The sequence below is a fragment of the Falsiroseomonas stagni DSM 19981 genome, assembly GCF_900114315.1.
GTDB classification, from domain to species: Bacteria; Pseudomonadota; Alphaproteobacteria; order Acetobacterales; family Acetobacteraceae; genus Falsiroseomonas; species Falsiroseomonas stagni.
On sequence record NZ_FOSQ01000001.1, the window covers coordinates 653,322 to 670,521 of the forward strand.

The 17,200-nt window shown below is 70.6% G+C and carries 14 protein-coding genes; 4 read left to right on the forward strand and 10 right to left on the reverse strand.

The genetic code is table 11. From position 1 onward, the window contains the following. On the reverse strand, positions 1-1,548 hold the full coding sequence (locus BM041_RS03065; protein WP_092955281.1) for a tetratricopeptide repeat protein: 1,548 nt from the start codon (positions 1,546-1,548) through the stop codon (positions 1-3). Positions 1,549-2,048: 500 nt separating this feature from the next. On the opposite strand from BM041_RS03065, the gene BM041_RS03070 reads away from it, so the two are divergent. From BM041_RS03070 to BM041_RS03085, 4 genes are all read left to right on the forward strand, one after another. Next, on the forward strand, positions 2,049-2,501 hold the full coding sequence (locus BM041_RS03070; RefSeq protein ID WP_092957411.1) for a (2Fe-2S)-binding protein: 453 nt from the start codon (positions 2,049-2,051) through the stop codon (positions 2,499-2,501). Between the two features lies 1 nt (position 2,502). After that, the gene (locus tag BM041_RS03075) at positions 2,503-4,686 is read left to right on the forward strand and encodes a xanthine dehydrogenase family protein molybdopterin-binding subunit (protein WP_092955284.1); all 2,184 of its coding nucleotides are present in this window, start codon (positions 2,503-2,505) and stop codon (positions 4,684-4,686) included. Positions 4,687-4,755: 69 nt separating this feature from the next. Continuing rightward, positions 4,756-5,934: a pyridoxal phosphate-dependent aminotransferase gene (locus BM041_RS03080; RefSeq protein ID WP_092955287.1), complete on the forward strand. Its 1,179-nt coding sequence runs from the start codon at positions 4,756-4,758 to the stop codon at positions 5,932-5,934. An 85-nt stretch (positions 5,935-6,019) separates the two neighbouring features. After that, a complete protein-coding gene (locus BM041_RS03085) occupies positions 6,020-6,979 on the forward strand; it encodes a Bug family tripartite tricarboxylate transporter substrate binding protein (RefSeq protein WP_092955289.1) in 960 nt (319 codons plus the stop codon). A 10-nt stretch (positions 6,980-6,989) separates the two neighbouring features. Here BM041_RS03085 and BM041_RS03090 read toward each other — a convergent pair whose 3' ends face one another. The 9 genes from BM041_RS03090 to BM041_RS03130 are packed head-to-tail and all read right to left on the reverse strand — an operon-like array spanning position 6,990 to position 17,109. Next, on the reverse strand, positions 6,990-8,075 hold the full coding sequence (locus tag BM041_RS03090; RefSeq protein ID WP_092955292.1) for an ABC transporter ATP-binding protein: 1,086 nt from the start codon (positions 8,073-8,075) through the stop codon (positions 6,990-6,992). After that, positions 8,072-9,046: an ABC transporter ATP-binding protein gene (locus BM041_RS03095; protein WP_245761905.1), complete on the reverse strand. Its 975-nt coding sequence runs from the start codon at positions 9,044-9,046 to the stop codon at positions 8,072-8,074. Before BM041_RS03095 ends, BM041_RS03090 begins: the two co-directional genes overlap by 4 nt. A 13-nt stretch (positions 9,047-9,059) precedes the next feature. After that, complete coding sequence (locus BM041_RS03100; RefSeq protein ID WP_092955299.1) at positions 9,060-9,842, reverse strand: ABC transporter permease; 783 nt, start codon at positions 9,840-9,842, stop codon at positions 9,060-9,062. Beyond that, the gene (locus BM041_RS03105) at positions 9,839-10,774 is read right to left on the reverse strand and encodes an ABC transporter permease (RefSeq protein WP_092955302.1); all 936 of its coding nucleotides are present in this window, start codon (positions 10,772-10,774) and stop codon (positions 9,839-9,841) included. The genes BM041_RS03100 and BM041_RS03105 overlap by 4 nt, the downstream gene beginning before the upstream one ends. Before the next feature lie 33 nt (positions 10,775-10,807). Further along, on the reverse strand, positions 10,808-12,349 hold the full coding sequence (locus BM041_RS03110; protein ID WP_092955305.1) for an ABC transporter substrate-binding protein: 1,542 nt from the start codon (positions 12,347-12,349) through the stop codon (positions 10,808-10,810). Positions 12,350-12,377: 28 nt separating this feature from the next. Continuing rightward, positions 12,378-13,691 carry an LLM class flavin-dependent oxidoreductase gene (locus BM041_RS03115; protein WP_092955307.1) on the reverse strand — a complete coding sequence of 438 codons (1,314 nt, stop codon included), beginning with the start codon at positions 13,689-13,691 and terminating at the stop codon, positions 12,378-12,380. 27 nt (positions 13,692-13,718) lie between these two features. Beyond that, on the reverse strand, positions 13,719-14,447 hold the full coding sequence (locus BM041_RS03120) for a class II aldolase/adducin family protein (RefSeq protein WP_092955309.1): 729 nt from the start codon (positions 14,445-14,447) through the stop codon (positions 13,719-13,721). After that, positions 14,444-15,451, reverse strand: a complete 1,008-nt coding sequence (locus tag BM041_RS03125) for an NADPH:quinone oxidoreductase family protein (protein ID WP_092955312.1) — start codon at positions 15,449-15,451, stop codon at positions 14,444-14,446. Before BM041_RS03125 ends, BM041_RS03120 begins: the two co-directional genes overlap by 4 nt. Further along, positions 15,451-17,109, reverse strand: a complete 1,659-nt coding sequence (locus BM041_RS03130) for a class I adenylate-forming enzyme family protein (RefSeq protein WP_175533693.1) — start codon at positions 17,107-17,109, stop codon at positions 15,451-15,453. Before BM041_RS03130 ends, BM041_RS03125 begins: the two co-directional genes overlap by 1 nt. Between the last annotated feature and the right edge of the window lie 91 nt (positions 17,110-17,200).

Consider the following 17,200-nt stretch of genomic DNA (forward strand, 5'->3'; position numbering starts at 1 on the left):
CTAGCTCCTGCCCCGCCCCAGCAGTGTCTTGAAGCCCGTCAGCATCCGGCCGAGGCCCGAGCGCCGCTGCCGGGCATGCCGCACCGCCAGACGCAGATCCGCATCCAACTCATCCTCGAAGGTCGCGACCTCGCTCAGCCGTCGCACCAGCGCGCCGGCGCGGGCCGAGGCCGCAGCATAGGCGTCCCGGTCCTGCAGCAGGCGCGCCGCGATGTCCACGAAGCCATCCCAGTCCCGCGCCACCAGATCGGGATCCCGCTGCCGGTGGATGGCGGGCATCTCCGCACTGTAGCAGGTAACGACCGGCTTCGACTTGGCCAGCATCTCCCGCGCGGAGACGCCGCCGGTGACGGGCCAGGTGTCCAGCAGCAATTCCAGGATGTGGCCCCAGACATGGCCCGCGACCCAGCGTTCCTGCACGACCATGCGGCGGCCCGCAGGGCTGGCGTCGATGAAGGCCTTCACATGGGCGGCGTCGCCCGTGCCGCCCAGCACGAAGGTCACGTCGGGGCAGCGGAGGAGAAGGCGTTCCACCGCGTGGAGGTAGGGCGGCGTGACCTTGGAGAAGCGCCCATAGCTGCCGACCAGCCGTGTTCCCTGCGGCAGCAGGGCGCGTTCGGCGGCGATGTCAGCCTCCGGCACCGCGGGATCGAGCGCCGCGCTGTCCCAGGGAGCATCGATGCGCAGCATGGCGACGTCGCCCCAGCCGGCCTCCTTCGGGTCGAAGCCGAAGCTGTTGAACACGCCGTCCAGGTTCAGCACCGGCCAGGCCGGCATCCCCGCCTGGAGAAAGACCTGCACGGGGGCGAGGCGGCGGGAGAACAGCGCCGTCGGCACGCCGTTGTTCATGTCGGAGACGACGATATCCGGCGGTGCCTGCCGGGCCTGCGCCTCGATCGCGCCGATGGTGTCGATCGGCGTGCCGCCGATGAAATCGTGCAGCACGGCGCCGGAATCCCGGAGATGCGCGTGGAAGGGATCATCCAGGAAACGCCAGGCATAGACGTCGAGGTGGTGCCCCTTGGCGCGCAGCGCCGGCGCCACGGCGCGGAGGGCGATGCTCATGGGGTTGTCGCTCTGCGCGAACATGCCGAGCCAGGCGACGCGGAGGCTCCGGCTGCCCTCCGGCGGCGGCGTCAGGCTGCGCCGTGGCGCTGTCCGGCCGAAGCCCTCGGCGGCGATGCGCAGCGGGCCGACCAGGCGGGCGCACTGGCCGGAACTCGACTCCTCGAAGCACCAGACGAGGAAGTAGATGAAGTCCACGAGGTCGCAGAGCAGGCCGATCGGCGGCTCGGGCTCCGCCGCCCAGCGCGCGATGGCGGCGGCGACGGGGTCGTAGAGGTCAACGCCGCGCGGATCCCATTTCCAGTAGTAGTAGGCGAAGCCGTTCTTCAGCGCGGCCTCGTAGCGCGCCCGGTCGGGGATCGCGCCGGGCGGCGCCGCCAGCAGCGTGACCAGGCTGGCGGCGAATTCCGCATGGCGTTCGCGCGCGGCATCCCCGCCGAGTGCCATGAGCGTCGCCAGCGCCCCCTCAAGCGGTGTGGTCATGCCGCGATCCCCTGTCGCTGCCGCGGCATTCAGGCGCGGGGAATGGTGAAGAAGGCATAGGCAGGGCCGGCGGCGTGGCCGCGCTGCGGCTTGATATCATGCGGGCCGGCAGGAATGGCGGTAGCGACGCGCGCGGAGGCGATGCCTCGGCCGCCCTGCCGCCGTGCCATCATCGTCCCGCACCGGATGGTCGAGATCCGGCGAAAAGCGAGCCGAGATTGTAGTGATAGCAGCCCATCCATCGCCACCTGGTGCCGTCCGCCAAGGGCTTTCGGGCGCGCCGGCGGGGCGGCCAGCTTTACCGGCCGGCTGCTCCCAGCGCAATGACCGCGACTTGGCCACGGAGTGGCGCAACCTTCGATTGACGTCGGATGACGGCTCCTCCATGTGTGCGCCAGCTGCCGGGCAGCGGCCCCCTGCTGGCGCGCGCCGAAGGGGCGGGGGTGCCCGGGGACCATGGACGGCTCGATGAAGGCCGCTGGACAGGATGGAGGGACTTCATGATCTCGCTCACGGTCAACAACCGCGCCGTCACGGTCGCGGCAGAGCCTGAGACACCGCTGCTCTGGGTGCTGCGGGAGCATCTCGGCCTGACGGGCACCAAATATGGCTGCGGCGTCGCCGCCTGCGGCGCCTGCACCGTCCACCTGGAGGGTGAGGCCGTGCGGTCCTGCTCCATCCCGGCTTCCGCGGCCGCGGGCAGGGCGGTGACCACGATCGAGGGCCTGCCGGGCGGCGCCAACCACCCGCTGGTGCGCGCCTGGGTGGCGGTGGAGGCGCCGCAATGCGGCTACTGCCAGACCGGCCAGATCATGCAGGCCGCGACCCTGCTGGCCCGCACCCCGCGCCCGACGCGGGACGAGATCGTGGCGCATATGGACGGCAATCTCTGCCGCTGCGCGACCTACAACCAGATCGTCGAGGCGATCGAACAGGCCGCGGGGAGCGTCTGAGATGACCGACGGCATGACGCTCAGCCGCCGGGGCCTGCTCGGCACCGGCCTCGCCTTCACCTTCGCCTTCGCCGGCCCCGGCACGGCGGAGGCCCAGTCCGCGCCCGCCGGCCCGGCGACCCTGAATGCCTACGTCCGCATCGCGCCCGACGGCACCATCACCATCCAGGCCCCGGTGCCGGAGATGGGCCAGGCCTCCAACACCGCCCTGCCGCTGATCGTGGCGGAGGAGCTGGACGCGGATTGGAGCAAGGTCCGGATCGAGACCGCGCCCGTGCGCCCGGCCTATGACAGTCCGGTCTTCCGCAGCCAGTTCGTCGTCGCCAGCCTGTCGGTCCGTGGCTACTGGATGCCGCTGCGCGTCGCCGGCGCCCAGGCGCGCCGCGTGCTGCTGGATGCCGTCGCCGCCCGCTGGGGCGTGCCGGTGGACCAGCTGACGACGGAGCCGAGCGTGGTGGTCCACGCCGCCTCCGGCCGCCGGATCGGCTATGGGGAGGTCGCTGCCTTCGCCACCGTGCCGGCAACCCTGCCGGAAATCGCCCCCGCCGCGCTGAAGCCCGTTTCCGCCTTCCGCCTGGTCGGGCGCGACGTTCCCCGCTTCGACGTGCCGGCCAAGGCGACCGGCCAGGCGGTCTTCGCCATCGATGTCCGCCTGCCCGGGATGCTGCACGCGACCGTGGCGCGGTCCCCCGGCCTCGGCGCGCGGCCGCTTACGCATAACGGCGCGGCGCTGCTGGCGCGGCCAGGCATCACCCATGTCCTGCCGCTCGACCAGGGCGTCGCCATCGTGGGCGAAAAGGTGGAGGCGGTGCTGGCGGCGCGGCGGGAACTGGCCGTCACCTGGTCGCCCGGGGAGGGTGCGACCCATTCCTCCGAACCCGCTTTGGCCAGCTACCTCGCCGATGCGCGGGACACGGCGAAGCAGGGCGTCGCGGTGGTGCGGAATGGGGAGGCAGCGCAGGCCATCGCCGGCGCCGCGCGCGTCCACACCGCCGAATTCACCAGCGACTACGTCTACCACGCGCAGATGGAGCCGCTGACCTGCGTCGCCCATGTCACCGCCGATGCGGTGGAGGTCTGGGCCGGCACGCAATGGCCGAGCCTGGTGCGGGACGAGGCCGCGAAGATCGCCGGCATCCCCGCCGACCGCGTGACGGTCAACATGCTGACCATGGGTGGCGGCTTCGGCCGCCGCGCCGCCATCGACTATGCGATCGAGGCCGTGACCATCGCCAAGGCCGTCGGCCGCCCGGTGAAGGTGATGGCGACGCGGGAGGATGACATCGCCAACGCCCATGTCCGGCCGATGACCGCGCATCGCATCGATGTCGGGCTGGATGCGGCCGGGAAGATCACGGGCTGGCGCCACCGGCTGGCGGCGGACCTCGTCGTGCCGATGCTCTATGGCCGGGCGCGGCTGGATGCCCAGCGCGGCGTGGACCACATCGTCACCTACCACGCCAATGTCGCGCATTACGACGTGCCGGCGGCGCTGACGGAACATGTCTACCGCGAACACGGCGTCCGCACCGCCCCCTGGCGCGGCATCGGCGCGGGCCCCAATGCCTTCGCGGTGGAGGCGGTGATCGACGACCTGGCCCGCCAGGCCAATGCCGATCCGCTGGCCTATCGCCTGGCCCTGCTGAAGGACGCCCGCGCCAAGGCCGTGGTCGAAGCCGCCGGCGCCATGGCCGAATGGGGACGGCGGCGGGAAGGCACGAGCCTCGGCATCGGCTTCGCCAAGCTCGGCCTGCCGCAACTCGGCGAAGCGCTCTCCGCCACGGTGGCGGAGGTGGCGGTGGACCGCGCCAATGGCCAGATCCGCGTGCTGCGCCTCTGGTGCGCCGCCGATATCGGCCTGCCCGTGCAGCCGCGCAACGCGATGCGGCAGATCGAGGCCTCGCTGCTCTGGGGTGTCTCCAGCGCGCTGACCGAACGCCTGACCTTCCGGGACGGCGCCGTGGAACAGACGAACTTCTCGGACTACGAGGTACTGCGTGCCAGCGACACGCCCCAGGTCCAGGTCCGGCTGATCCGCAGCGGGGAGATGCCGCTGCCGGCGGCGGAACTCGGGCTCGGCACCGTCGCGCCGGCGATCTCCAACGCCGTGCTGGCAGCGACGGGGCGGCGGCTGTCGGCCATGCCCTTCACGCGGGATCGGGTGCGCGCCGCGCTCGGGGCGTAACGCGGGGGGCTTGCCCCGGCGGCGGCGGCGGGGCATCCGCTCCGCTCCGCCCAGGGGACGCCTTTTCGCATGGACCACACCGCCATCGACCTGACCCAGGTCCTGCCCGCCCGCATCCAGGGTGTCGGCACCAGCCAGATCGGCATGGTCGCCGACCGCGGGCGGGACGACCCGGAGGTGGTCAAGCTCTGGATCGGGGAGGGCGACCTGCCCACCCCGCCCTTCGTGGTGGAGGCCGCGCACCGCGCCATGCTGGCGGGGGAGACGCGCTACACCTATTCCCGCGGCATCCCCGCCCTGCACCAGGCGCTGTCCGACTACCACCGCCGGCACTGGGGGGTGGAGGTGGCGCCGGAGCGCTTCGCCATCACCGCCGGCGGCATGAACGCCATCATGCAGGCCTGCCAGGCGCTGCTGGAGCCGGGCGAGGAGGTCATCATCCCCGTCCCCGGCTGGCCGAATCTGGGGGAGGCCGTGCGCGTGACCGGCGGCGTGCCGGTGACGGTGCCCTACCGGCAGAGCGCCGATGGCCGCTTCACCCTGCCGCTCGCCGACATCCTGGCCGCCGTCACGCCGCGCACGCGGATCATCGTGGTGAACTCCCCCTCCAACCCCACGGGCTGGGTGATGCCGATGGCGGAAATGGAGGCGCTGATGGCGGCGGCGCGGGAGCGCGGCCTCTGGATCATCTCCGACGAGGTCTACAACCATTTCACCTACGGCAATGCCATCGCGCCGTCCTTCCTGCAGATCAGCACGCCGTCGGACCGGCTGATCGTCACCAACACCTTCTCCAAGAACTGGGCGATGACGGGCTGGCGCGCGGGCTGGATCGTCTATCCGCAGGGGCTGGCGGCCACCTTCGGCAAGCTCGGCCAGTACAACACGACGTCCATCCCCACCTTCATCCAGCACGCCGCGGTGACGGCGCTGGAGGAAGGCGACGACTTCATCCGCACCATGGTCGGCCGCTGCGCGGAAGCCCGCGCCATCATGGTGGAGGGCCTGTCCCGACTGAAGGGCGTGACCGTCTTCCCGCCGGAAGGCGCCTTCTACCTGATGGCGCGGGTGGAGACGGGGGAGAAGAGCCTGGACCTGGCCTTCCGCCTGCTGCGGGAAGCCAAGGTCGGCGTCGCCCCCGGCACGGCCTTCGGGCCGGAAGGCGAGGGCTTCATCCGCATCTGCTTCGCCATCAGCCCGGAACTGGCGCGCGAAGCGGTGGCGCGGCTGGCGCGCGTACTGGGCTGACCCGGCACGGCGTTGCGGCGCCACGCCGGCGCTCCTAGGCTTCCTGCCACCAGGCCGGGGAAACGGCCGGTGGAGGAATTTCAGCATGAACCGGCGGCATTTCCTGGGCGCGACGGTGCTCGCGCTGTCGGCGCCCCGCATCGCCCAGGCGGCCTGGCCCGCGGACCGGCCGATCCAGGTGCTGGTCTCCGGCCCGCCGGGCGGCGGCATGGACATGCTGGCGCGCACCGTGCTGCCCTTCATGGCGCGCCGGCTTGCGGGGGCCAGCTTCGTCGTCGTCAACCGCCCGGCGGCCGGCGGCCAGCTGGCCTTCGAAGGCGTGGCGCAGGCGGCGCCGGACGGCTTCACCATCGGCGCGGCGCAGGCACCGAATTCCATCGTCCTGCCGATCGAACGCGCGGTGCGCTACCGCGTGCAGGACTTCACCTTCCTCGGCAATGTCATCGAGGATCCCTGCGGCCTCTGGGTGCGGGCGGACAGCCCCATCCGCAGCGTGGCGGATCTGGTGGCCGCCGCGCGGCAGCGGCCGGGGCAGGTCACGGTCGGCACCGCCGGGGCCGGCAGTGACGATCACCTGATCATGCTGGGGCTGCAGGGCGTGGCCGGCATCGAATTCTCCCATGTGCCGTTCAACGGCACGCCGCCGATCATCACCAACCTGCTGTCGCGCAGCATCGATGCCGGTTCCTTCAACATGAGCGAGGGGCAGTCCCTGCTGCGGGACGGGTCGCTGCGCGCCCTGGCGCAGGGCGGGCCGCGGCGCTGGTCCGGCACGGCCGATGTGCCGACGATGCATGAACAGGGCTTCGCGGTGGAACAGGGATCGACCCGCGGCCTGATCGCGCCGCCGAACCTGCCGGCGGACATCCGGGACCCGTTGCGCGCCGCACTCGCCGCGGTGAATGCCGACCCCGACTGGATCGCGGCGGCGGAGCGCCTGAACCTGCCGCTGCGCCCGATGACGGCGGAGGCACAGCAATCGCTGTTCCTCGAACAGGATGCGGCGCTGCGCGCGCTGTGGGCCCGCAAGCCCTGGCGCGACTGACGCGCGGGGATCAGCCGCTGTCGCGGGCCTGGTCGCGACGCTCCGCATAAAGCGCCAGGCGCCGCGCCGCCGCGGGGGCGGGTGGCGCCTGGGGCGGCGGCATCCATGCCGGCAGTTCCGCCGCGCGCCAGCAGGCGGTCAGGTGGCCCGGGGCGCCGGCCAGGGGTTGCAGGCCGGGTTCCTCCCGCCGGCATGGCTCCACCGCCATCGGGCAGCGCGGATGGAAGCGGCAGCCCTGGGGGATGGAGAGCGGGCCGGGCAGGTCCGCTGTCGCCGGCGCGGCGCTGGGCAGATGCCGCTGGGCCGGGTCCGGCCGCGGCACGGCGGCCAGCAGCATGCGGGTATAGGGGTGGCTCGGCCGGGCATAGAGGTCCTCCGCCGGCGCGACCTCCATGATCCGGCCCAGCACCATCACCGCCACCCGGTCCGCGACATGCCGCACCACCGCCAGGTCATGCGCGATGAAGAGGTAGGACAGGCCGAGCCGCGCCTGGAGGTCCTTCAGCAGATTCACCACCTGCGCCTGGATGGAGACATCCAGCGCGCTGACGGGTTCGTCGCAGACGATCAGCGATGGCTCCACCGCGAGCGCGCGGGCGATGCCGATCCGCTGGCGCTGGCCGCCGCTGAATTCATGCGGCTTGCGGTCCGCGTGGTGGGATGCGAGCCCCACCATCGGCAGCAGCGCCTCCACCCGGGCCCGGCGCTGCCGGGCATCGCCGATGCCATGCACCAGCAGCGGCTCCGCCAGGATCTCCGCCACCGTCATGCGCGGATTGAGCGAGGCGAAGGGGTCCTGGAAGACCATCTGCATGCGCGGGCGGAGGCGTCGCATCGCCTCCCCCTCCAGCCGCGTGATGTCCTGGCCCTCGAAGCGCAGCGTCCCGGCGGTGGGGTCGATCAGGCGCAGCGTGAGGCGGGCGAGGGTCGATTTCCCGCAGCCGGATTCACCGACCAGGCCCAGCGTCTCCCCCTTCGCCACCGTGAAGGACACGCCATCGACGGCGCGGACCAGGCCGGCGGGTTTGCGGCTGAACAAACCGCCGCCCACGGGGTAGTGGCGGGCGAGGTCGATCGCTTCCAGCAGCGGCGTCATGCGATGTCTTCCACCGGCGCACGGAAGCAGGCCACGCGCTGGCCTGGCGCGATGTCCCGCAGGGGTGGCGGCGCCGTGTTGCAATCCGCATCGGCAAAGACGCAGCGGGGCGCGAAGCGGCAGCCCGGCGGCAGGGCAAACGGTGGGGGGACCGTGCCCTCGATCGCCAGCAACCGGCCGGGACGGGCCTCGATGCGCGGGATGCTGCCCAGCAGCCCCAGCGTGTAGGGGTGCTGCGGGTCGTTGAAGATGGCGGCGGTGCCGGCCTGTTCCGCGACGCGGCCGGCATACATCACCGCCACCTCATCGGCCATGCGCGCCACCACGCCGAGGTCATGGGTGATGAGGATGATCGCCATCCCCGTTTCCGCCTGCAGGTCGCGCAGCAGGTCCAGCACCTGCGCCTGCACGGTGACATCCAGCGCCGTGGTGGGCTCGTCCGCGATCAGCAGGTCCGGCGCGCAGGACAGCGCCATGGCGATCATCACGCGCTGGCGCATGCCGCCCGACATCTGGTGGGGATAGTCGTCGATCCGCCGTTCGGGGGCGGGGATGCGCACGCGCTTCAGCGCCTCGATCCCCCGGGCGCGGAGATCGGCGGCGGAGGCGCCGCGGTCATGCGTGCGGATCGCCTCCGCGATCTGGGCACCGATGCTGCGCAGCGGGTTCAGGCTGGTCATCGGTTCCTGGAAGATCATCGCGATCCGCCTGCCGCGGACCTGCCGCATCTGCCGGTTCGACAGCGCCGCCAGGTCCTGCCCGCCGAACAGGATGCGCCCCGCGGCGATGCGCCCGGGCGGCGGCAGCAGGCGCATGATGGACAGGCTGAGGATGGATTTCCCGCAGCCGCTTTCGCCGACGATGCCGAGCGTGCGGCCGCGCGCGACGGTCAAATCCACGCCATCGACGGCCGCGATCTCCGGCAGACCGGCGGCGCCGAAGACCGTGCGCAGGCCCTCGATCTTCAGCAAGGGTGCTCCGGAGTCACTCAACGCTGCGGCCCACCAGGTAGAAGCCGAGCACGGTCAGCGCCACGGCGGCGCCAGGCGCCAGGCTCAGCAGCGGATTGAGCGAGAGGTAGTCGAAGCCCGACTGCACCATGCTGCCCCAATCCGCCGCCGGCGGTGGCAGGCCGAGGCCGAGGAAGCCGAGGCTGGCCGCCGTAAAGATCGCGGCGGAGACGGCAATCGCCATCTGGGCGGCCACGATCCGCATGATGTTCGGCCAGATGTGGAAGGCGAGGATGCGGGAGGGCTTGCAGCCGATGGAACGAGCGGCCTCGATGAACGGTGTCTCCCGCAGGCTCATCACCTGGCCGCGCACCAGCCGCGCCATCTCCGGCCACATGACGATGCCGAGCACGAGGACGATGTTGAGCAGCGTGGCGCCCACCATGACGGTGATGATGAGCGCCAGCACCAGGTTGGGCAGCGCGATGAAGAGGTCCATGACCTGCACGAGGAACTGGTTGAGCCGCCCGCGCGCATAGCCCGCCAGCAGGCCGAAGGGCACGCCGATGATGGCCGTCACCAGCGCCGCCAGCGGCCCGACGAGGAGCGAGATGCGCGCGCCGTGCAGCACGCGCGAATAGACATCGCGGCCGAGGTCGTCCGTGCCCATCCAATGCGTCGCCGTGGCGCCGGACAGCACATCGGCGCCGGAGGCATTCGGATCGAAGGGCGCGATCCAGGGCGCGAGCAGCCCGGCCAGCGCGATGATCGCCACCAGGGCGACGCCGAGGCCGAGGCGGAAGCGCCGCGCCGTCACAGCCGGATCTGCGGGTTCATGGCGGCCAGCGCGAGATCGGCCAACAGGTTCGTCACCATGACGCCCACCAGGATGATGCTGCCGACGGCGAGCATCACGGGATAGTCGTAGCTGCCGATGGCGGTGACAAACAGGCGCCCGAGGCCGGGGATGGAGAAGACCGTCTCCGTCACCACCGCGCCGCCGACCAGCTGGCCGAGGGTGAGGCCGACATAGGTGATGACCGGCAGCACCGCGCTCGGCAGCACATGGCGGAAGGAGACGGCGCTTTCGGACAGCCCCTTGGCGGCGGCGACGCGGACGAAGAGCTGCCGCTCCACCGCGCGGTATTCCGCGCGATAGACCATGCTGAAGGAGCCGAAATAGAAGGCGAAGAGCGTGACGACGGGCAGGATGAGGTGCTTGAGGTGCAGCAGCGCGCCTTCGTCCCACGGCACCCAGCCCGTGGTCGGCAGCCAGCCCAGCCAGACCGAGAAGATGGTGATGAGCGTGGCGCCCAGCATGAAGTTCGGGATGGTGACACCGATGATGCTGAAGCCCGTGCTGATGGCGCCGACCACGCCGCGCGCCACCACCAGGCTGTTCAGCCCGACCGAGGTGACGACCGCGAGCAGGATGGCCCAGAGCGCGAGCTCGATGGTCACGGGAAAGGCCGGCGCTATCATCGCGGCGACGGGCTGCTGCGTGCTGTAGGAACGGCCGAACTCGCCCGTCAGCGCCCCGCCGGCCCAGCGGAGATACTGCACCACGATCGGATCATCGAAGCCGAAGCGGGCATTGAGTTCCGCGATGGCGGCCGGGGAGGCATCGGTGCCCAGCATCATCGCGGCCGGGCTGCCGAGCCACCCGCTGGTGGTGGCGAACAGGAGGAACGTCAGGACGACGATGTTCGGCAGCACCCAGGCCAGGCGCCGCAGCGCGAAGCCGATCATGGCGCGGGCGGGCCCGGATGCTGCCTCAAGGCGTCAGGACGCCCGCCAGGCGTAGCGGAAGCGGGGGATCTGGTCCGGCGTCCAGACCCAGCCCTGGATGCGGCGGCTGACGGCGGCGTATTCCGCCGCGAAATACAGCGGCACATAGGGCAGGTCCGTCACCACGATCTCCTTGGCGCGGGCGTAAAGGCGGCGGCGGGCCTCCACATCCGTCGTGGCGCGGGCGGCATCGAGCGCGGCATCGAGGTCGGGGCTGTTGTAGCCCGTCGAATTGGCGAAGCCGCGGCTGTGGAACAGGATGAAGAACAACCCGTCGGGGTCGGCGCGCTGCGTCCAGGCCATGGGGGTGAAGTTGATCGCCCGCTGCACGGTGCGGGCGTAGTATTCGGACTGCGCGACGGGGGCGAGGACCACACGCAGCCCGACCGCGCCCAGCTGTTCCGACACCAGCTGCACGATCTGGCGCAGCAGCGGATCGGATGGCGCGGCCAGCGTGATCTCCGTGCCCGGCGCGATGCCGGCTTCCGCCAGTAATTGCCGCGCGCGGGCGGGATCGTGATTGTGCACGACGCTGTCGGGGGAGGACCACCAGAGCCCCGGCGGCACCGGGCCATTGGCGATGGTGCCGCGGCCGCCCATGGTGATCGTGTTGATGCGGTCCCGGTCCAGCGCATGGGCGATGGCGCGGCGCAGCAGCGGATTGTTGAAGGGCGGCTTGTCCACCTGCCATTGCAGCGAATACCAGCGCCCGACGCGCGCCTGCTGCACGACGATGCCGTCCCGGCCCTCCACCTGGCGGATGTGTTCCGGCGTCAGGCTGTCGACATAGTCGACCTCCCCCACGATCAGGCGCTGCATGCCGATGATCTGGTTGGGGATTGTCCGGAACACGACGCGGTCCAGATAGGGCCTGCCCTGTTCCCAGTAATTCGCGTTGCGCTCCAGCGTGATGGACGTGCCCTGCACCCATTGGCGGAAGGTGAAGGCGCCGGTGCCGACGGGATTGCGCCCGAAATCCTGGCCCAGCCGCTCCGCCGCGGTGGGGGAGACCATGAGGCCGGCGCGATCCGCGAGGTCCGCCAGAAGGCTGGGATAGGGCGTGCGCAGGTTGATGGCGACGACATGCGGCGCCACGACCTCCACATTGTCGATCACGGGCCGCAGCACGCTGCGCTGCGGCGAGTTCACACGCTCATCGAGCCGCCGGTCAAAATTGTACTTCACCGCAGCGGCGTCGAAATCCGTGCCGTCATGGAACTTCACGCCTGCCTGCAGCCGCAGGACATAGCGCTTGCCCTCATTCTCGATCGTCCAGCTGCGGGCCAGCTCCGGCTGGATGGAGAAGTCGGTGCCGATGGTGGTCAGCGTGTTGTAGATCAGGAACAGGACCTGCCGTTCCGAGAACTGGATGGAGAAGGTCGGGTCCATCGTGCGGGCATTGTCGTCGAAGCCCACGGTCAACGTCCCGCCGCGGCGTGGCTCCGCCGTCTGCGCCCGGGACGATGCCGGCAGGGCGGCGGCGCCCAGCAGCGATGTCCCGCCCAGCAATACGCCACGCCTGTCGATCATCGTCATGGTCCCGGTCCCCCTCTTCGTTGTTGCGTCAGCCCTTCGGTGTCGCGCGGATATTCTCCCGCAGCGTGCGCCCGCGATATTCCTTCCGGAAGATGCCCCGGCGCTGCAATTCCGGCACCACGGTGCGGCAGAACTGCTCCAGCGAGGCCGGGAACACCATCTGGGAGACGACGAAGCCGTCGCAGGCGCGGCTTTCGAACAGATCCTGCATCTGGTCCGCGACCGATTGCGGCGTGCCGTAGATCATGTCCCGATGCGATTTCTGCACGGCCTGCTTGAAGGTCAGCCCCTCCTTCTCCATCACCGACTTCAGCCGGTCCATGGAGCCCTGCATGCCCTGCGTGCCGCGCTTCTCCGCCGCATCGGAAACGTCATCCACCTTGGCGGCCAGATCGACGCCGAGCGCGCTGGACTGCGCGGCCAGCACCAGTTCCGGATCGACGAGGGATTCGAGGAAGGAGGCCTTCTCCTCCGCGATCGATTCCGTCTCCCCGATCACGACCTCGATCTGCGGCATGATGACGCAATCCTCGGCCTGGCGGCCGAGTGCCGCCATGCGGGCATGGATGTCGGCGTAGAAGGATTGCATGTCCGACTTGGTGTGCTGCGGGCAGAAGATCATCTCCGCCCAGCGCGCCGCGAAGGCGCGGCCGCGGGGGGAGGAGCCGGCCTGCATCAGCACGGGCCGGCCCTGCGGGCTGCGCGGGATGGTCAGCGGGCCGCGGGTGCTGAACCACTTCCCCTTGTAGTCGGCGTAGCGGACCTTGCTCGAATCCACGAGGATCCCGCGATCCTTGTCGGCGACGATCGCGCCTTCATCCCAGCACTCCCACAGCGCGCAGCAGGCTTCCACCACCTCATCCGCCATGTCGTAGCGGAGGTCCCGCGACGGCAGTTCCGGCATGCCGAAATTGCGCGCTTCCTCGTTGCGGGTGGAGGTGACGATGTTCCACGCCACGCGCCCGCCGGACAGGATATCCAGCGAGGCCAGGGTGCGCGCCAGGTTGTAGGGCTGGTGGAAGGTGGTGGAGAGGGTGGTGCCGATGCCGAGGTTGCGCGTGACCCGCGCCATCAGCGGCAGCACCATCATCGGGTCGAGGAAGCTGATCTGCCCGCCGAGTTCGAGACGCGTATGGAACCCGCCCTTGTAGATGTCATGCAGGCCGAGGCCATCGGCGAAGAACAGGCCGTCGAAGAAACCGGCTTCCAGCACGCGGGCGATGTGTTCGTAGCGCGCGGGGTCCAGCATGTCCCGCAGGTCCGAATCCGGATGCCGCCAGGCGCCCATGTGGTTCGCCGTCGGGCCTGTCTTCAGATAGGCGAGGAGATGCATCTCACGCATGGACGGTCTCCGATACGGCGCTACGGGTCACGCGGGCAGGCCGGCAAGGCTGGGCGGCAGGGCGCTGCCGGTCGCGAGGCGCCCGAGATAGGCGAAGTTCGCGAGGATCATGCCAGGCGCGGACTGCGCCTCCCGCAGCAGCGCAACATCCTCCGACGGGTATTCGGGGGCGGCGCCGCCCGCGGCCTCGATCAGCAGCTGGATGCGGCAGGCTTCCTCCAGCATCACGGTGAAGACGATCGCTTCCTCGATGCTGGCGCAGGCCATGACCAGGCCGTGCGACTTGAGCGACACGGCCATGTGCGGGCCGAGTGCCTGGGCGACGGCGGAACCCATGGCGGGGTCGCGGATCAGCTGCATCGTCGCGTCGAAGACCGGCAGCCGATCGGCGAAGATGGCGCCGCCCTGGCAATGCGGGCGCAGTTCCTTGCCGGTGGCCGACAGCGCGATCAGATGGACGGGATGCGTGTGCACCACGCAGTTCACATCGGGTCGTGCCTTGAAGATCTCCGAATGGATGAAGACCTCGCTGTGCTGCCGCGCCTGGCCGCGCTGGGCGACGCCGTCCATGGCGGTGACCAGGATGTTCTCCGGCGTCATCTCCTCCATCCCGATGCCGTTCGGCTTCATCAGGAACAGGTCGGGCCGCCCCGGCACGCGGACCGAGACATGGCCGCGCGTCATGTCGCCCTGGCCCTGGTGGACCAGAATCCTGCCCGCCAGGATCAGCTTCTGCACGGCCTCGTCATGCGTCATAGCGGTTCGGTCCTTGATCCCGGCAGCAGCACGAGGCGCCCGGCCACCTGGCGCGTCGCGAGCCGCCCCAGCGCCTGTGCGACATCATCGAGGGGCATGGTCTCCATGGGCATCGGCCGCACCTTCCCCGCGCCATGCAGCGCGAAGATGTCGGCGAAGCAGGCGGCCACATCGGCGGGGCGCCGCTTGCGGTAGTCGCTGATCTGCAGGCCGCTGACCTCGATGTTCTTCACCAGCAGGTAGTTGGCCTTCACCTCCGGGATGCGCCCCCCGGCAAAGCCCACGACCACCAGCCGTCCGCGCCAGGCCAGCGCGCGCAGCGCGGCCTCGAAATACACATCGCCAAGCATGTCGATCACGACATCGACGCCGCCGCCGGTCGCCGCCTTCACCTGGTCCCGCAGTTTGTCGCGGAGGTCCGGCGCGGCGAGGTCGATGATCGCATCCGCCCCGGCATCGACCAGCATCGGCGCCTTGGCGGGATTGGTGATGCCCGCGAGCACCTTCGCCCCCGCGGCCTTCGCCAGCATCACCGCCGCATGGCCCACGGCGCCCGAGGCACCGAGCACCAGCACCGTCTCCCCCGCCTGCAAGCGGCCACGTTCATGCAGCGCGAACCAGGCGGTGTCATAGGCCAGCGCCATGGCGGCGGCATCGGCGAAGGGCATGGCGTCCGGCAGCGCGTAGCATTGGTCGGCGGGCGCCAGCGTGAACTCGGCATAGCTGCCGATCTCCGCCATCGCCAGCACGCGGTCACCCGGCTTCCAGGCCGTCACGCCCTCGCCCACTGCCTCGATGATCCCGGCCGGGCCCTTGCCCGGCGTGAAGGGAAGCGGGGGCTTGAACTGGTAGCGGCCGCTGATGACGACGAGGTCGACGTAGTTCAGCGACACCGCCTTCACCCGCAGCAGCACCTCGCCCTTGCCGGGCGTCGGGCGCTGCAGTTCCGCGATCGCCGTCACCTCGGACGGCGTGCCGAAGTCGCGGACGATCGCGGCGCGCATCACGCGGTGGCCTTGAAGCGCACCGGCACGGGCGTCAGTCGCCCGGCCTCCAGCTCCGCCTGCACCGCACGTTTCAGGATCTTGCCGCTGGCCGTCAGCGGAATCTCCGCGACCGGCAGCCAGTATTCCGGCATATCGTAGCGCGACAGCCCCGCGGCATCGAGATGCGCGAGCATCGCTTCCGCCTCCAGCGCCGCACCGGGCTTCAGCATGACGGCGAGGCAGACGCGCTCCCCCAGCCGCTCATCCGCCACCGGCATCGCCGCCGCCCGCGCGACGGCGGGGTGCTGCATGGCGAGGCTCTCGATCTTGGCGGGGAAGATGTTGTGGCCGCCGCGGATGATCACATCCTTCTTGCGGCCGGTGATGCGGATATAGCCCTGCTCATCCACCCAGCCGAGGTCGCCCGTCATGAACCAGCCGGCGCGGTTGAAACTGTCCTCCGTCGAGGCCTGGTCGTCATAGTAGCCGAGCATGAGGCTGGTGCCGCGCCCGCCGATCTGCCCGACCTCGCCCGCGGGCAATTCACGGTCCGGATCGTCGCGGGAGAAGACGCGCACGTCGTAGCCTGGTGCGCAGCGGCCGGAGGACCCGGTGATGAGCGCGGGCGGATCGCCGGGCAGCGTGTAATGGGTGGAACAGGCCTCCGTCATGCCATAGCCGCTCTGCGGCGTGACGCCATGCGCGAGCAGGTCCGCCACGACCTTCTGCGGCGCGGCGGCGCCGGAGATGCGGAAGCCGCGCAGTGCGCCGACGCGCGCCTCGCCTCGCTTCCGGATTTCCGCCAGCAGGTCGATCGCATGGGTCGGCACGCCGACCAGGAAGGTCGTGCCGGTGGCGATGACGCGGTCGAGCAGCGACGCCCCGCGCGGCAAATCGGGCAGCACCAACTCGCAGCCCGTCTCGCAGGCCATGACGATGCAGCCGAAGCCGAGGTTGTGCGACAGCGGGCTCAGCGTGCAGATCACGTCGCGATCGGTCAGCGACCAGTCCGCGATGATGGCGCGCGCATTGGCCAGCACCGTATTGTCGCTGTGCATCACGCCTTTAGGCGCGCCGGTCGTGCCGCTGGTGAAGGCCAGGTAGAGCACGCCATCCGGCGCGGCGATGGGCGGGGCATCGGGCGCAGGCTCTAGCCCTCGCCCGGCCCAGGCGGCTTCCGTCGTCTCCTCCAGCCGTGCCAGGCGATGCACGCGCTTCAGCGTGGCGATGCCCTGCGCCTGCGTGAAGATGTCGTGCCGCTGCGCATCGGCGCCGTAGCCGTCCTCCGCGATCAGGGCCGCGGCGCGCATGCGCGTGCAGAGTTCCACGACCTCCCCGACCGTATGGTCGCGGTGCAGCGACGGGCAGCAGACATAGCGGTCGCGCGAACAGGCGAGCAGCGCGACCAGCGTCTCCACCCGGCTTGGCAGCCAGACGGCCACGCGCTGTCCGGCGCGCAGCCCGGCGGCGCGCAGATCGCCGGCGAGGGCGTCGGCGGCCGCGACCAGGGCCGCCCAGGTGATGGCACGGCGGCGGTCGCGGATGGCGATCGCACCCGGCGCGCGGACGGCCTGGCTGGCGGCACGGGCGTACAGCGTCTCGCTGCGCCAGAAGCCGGAATCATACCCCTGGCGCAGCCGATCCGGGTCCAGCAATGTAAGCATTGTAGGGGCCATGCCGTCCGGTGCGCCGCTTGGGTTTCCTGAATGTTAGGACAATAGCGAGGGAGCGGGCGGGGCTGTCAACAGCCCGTTTCGCGACTTGACC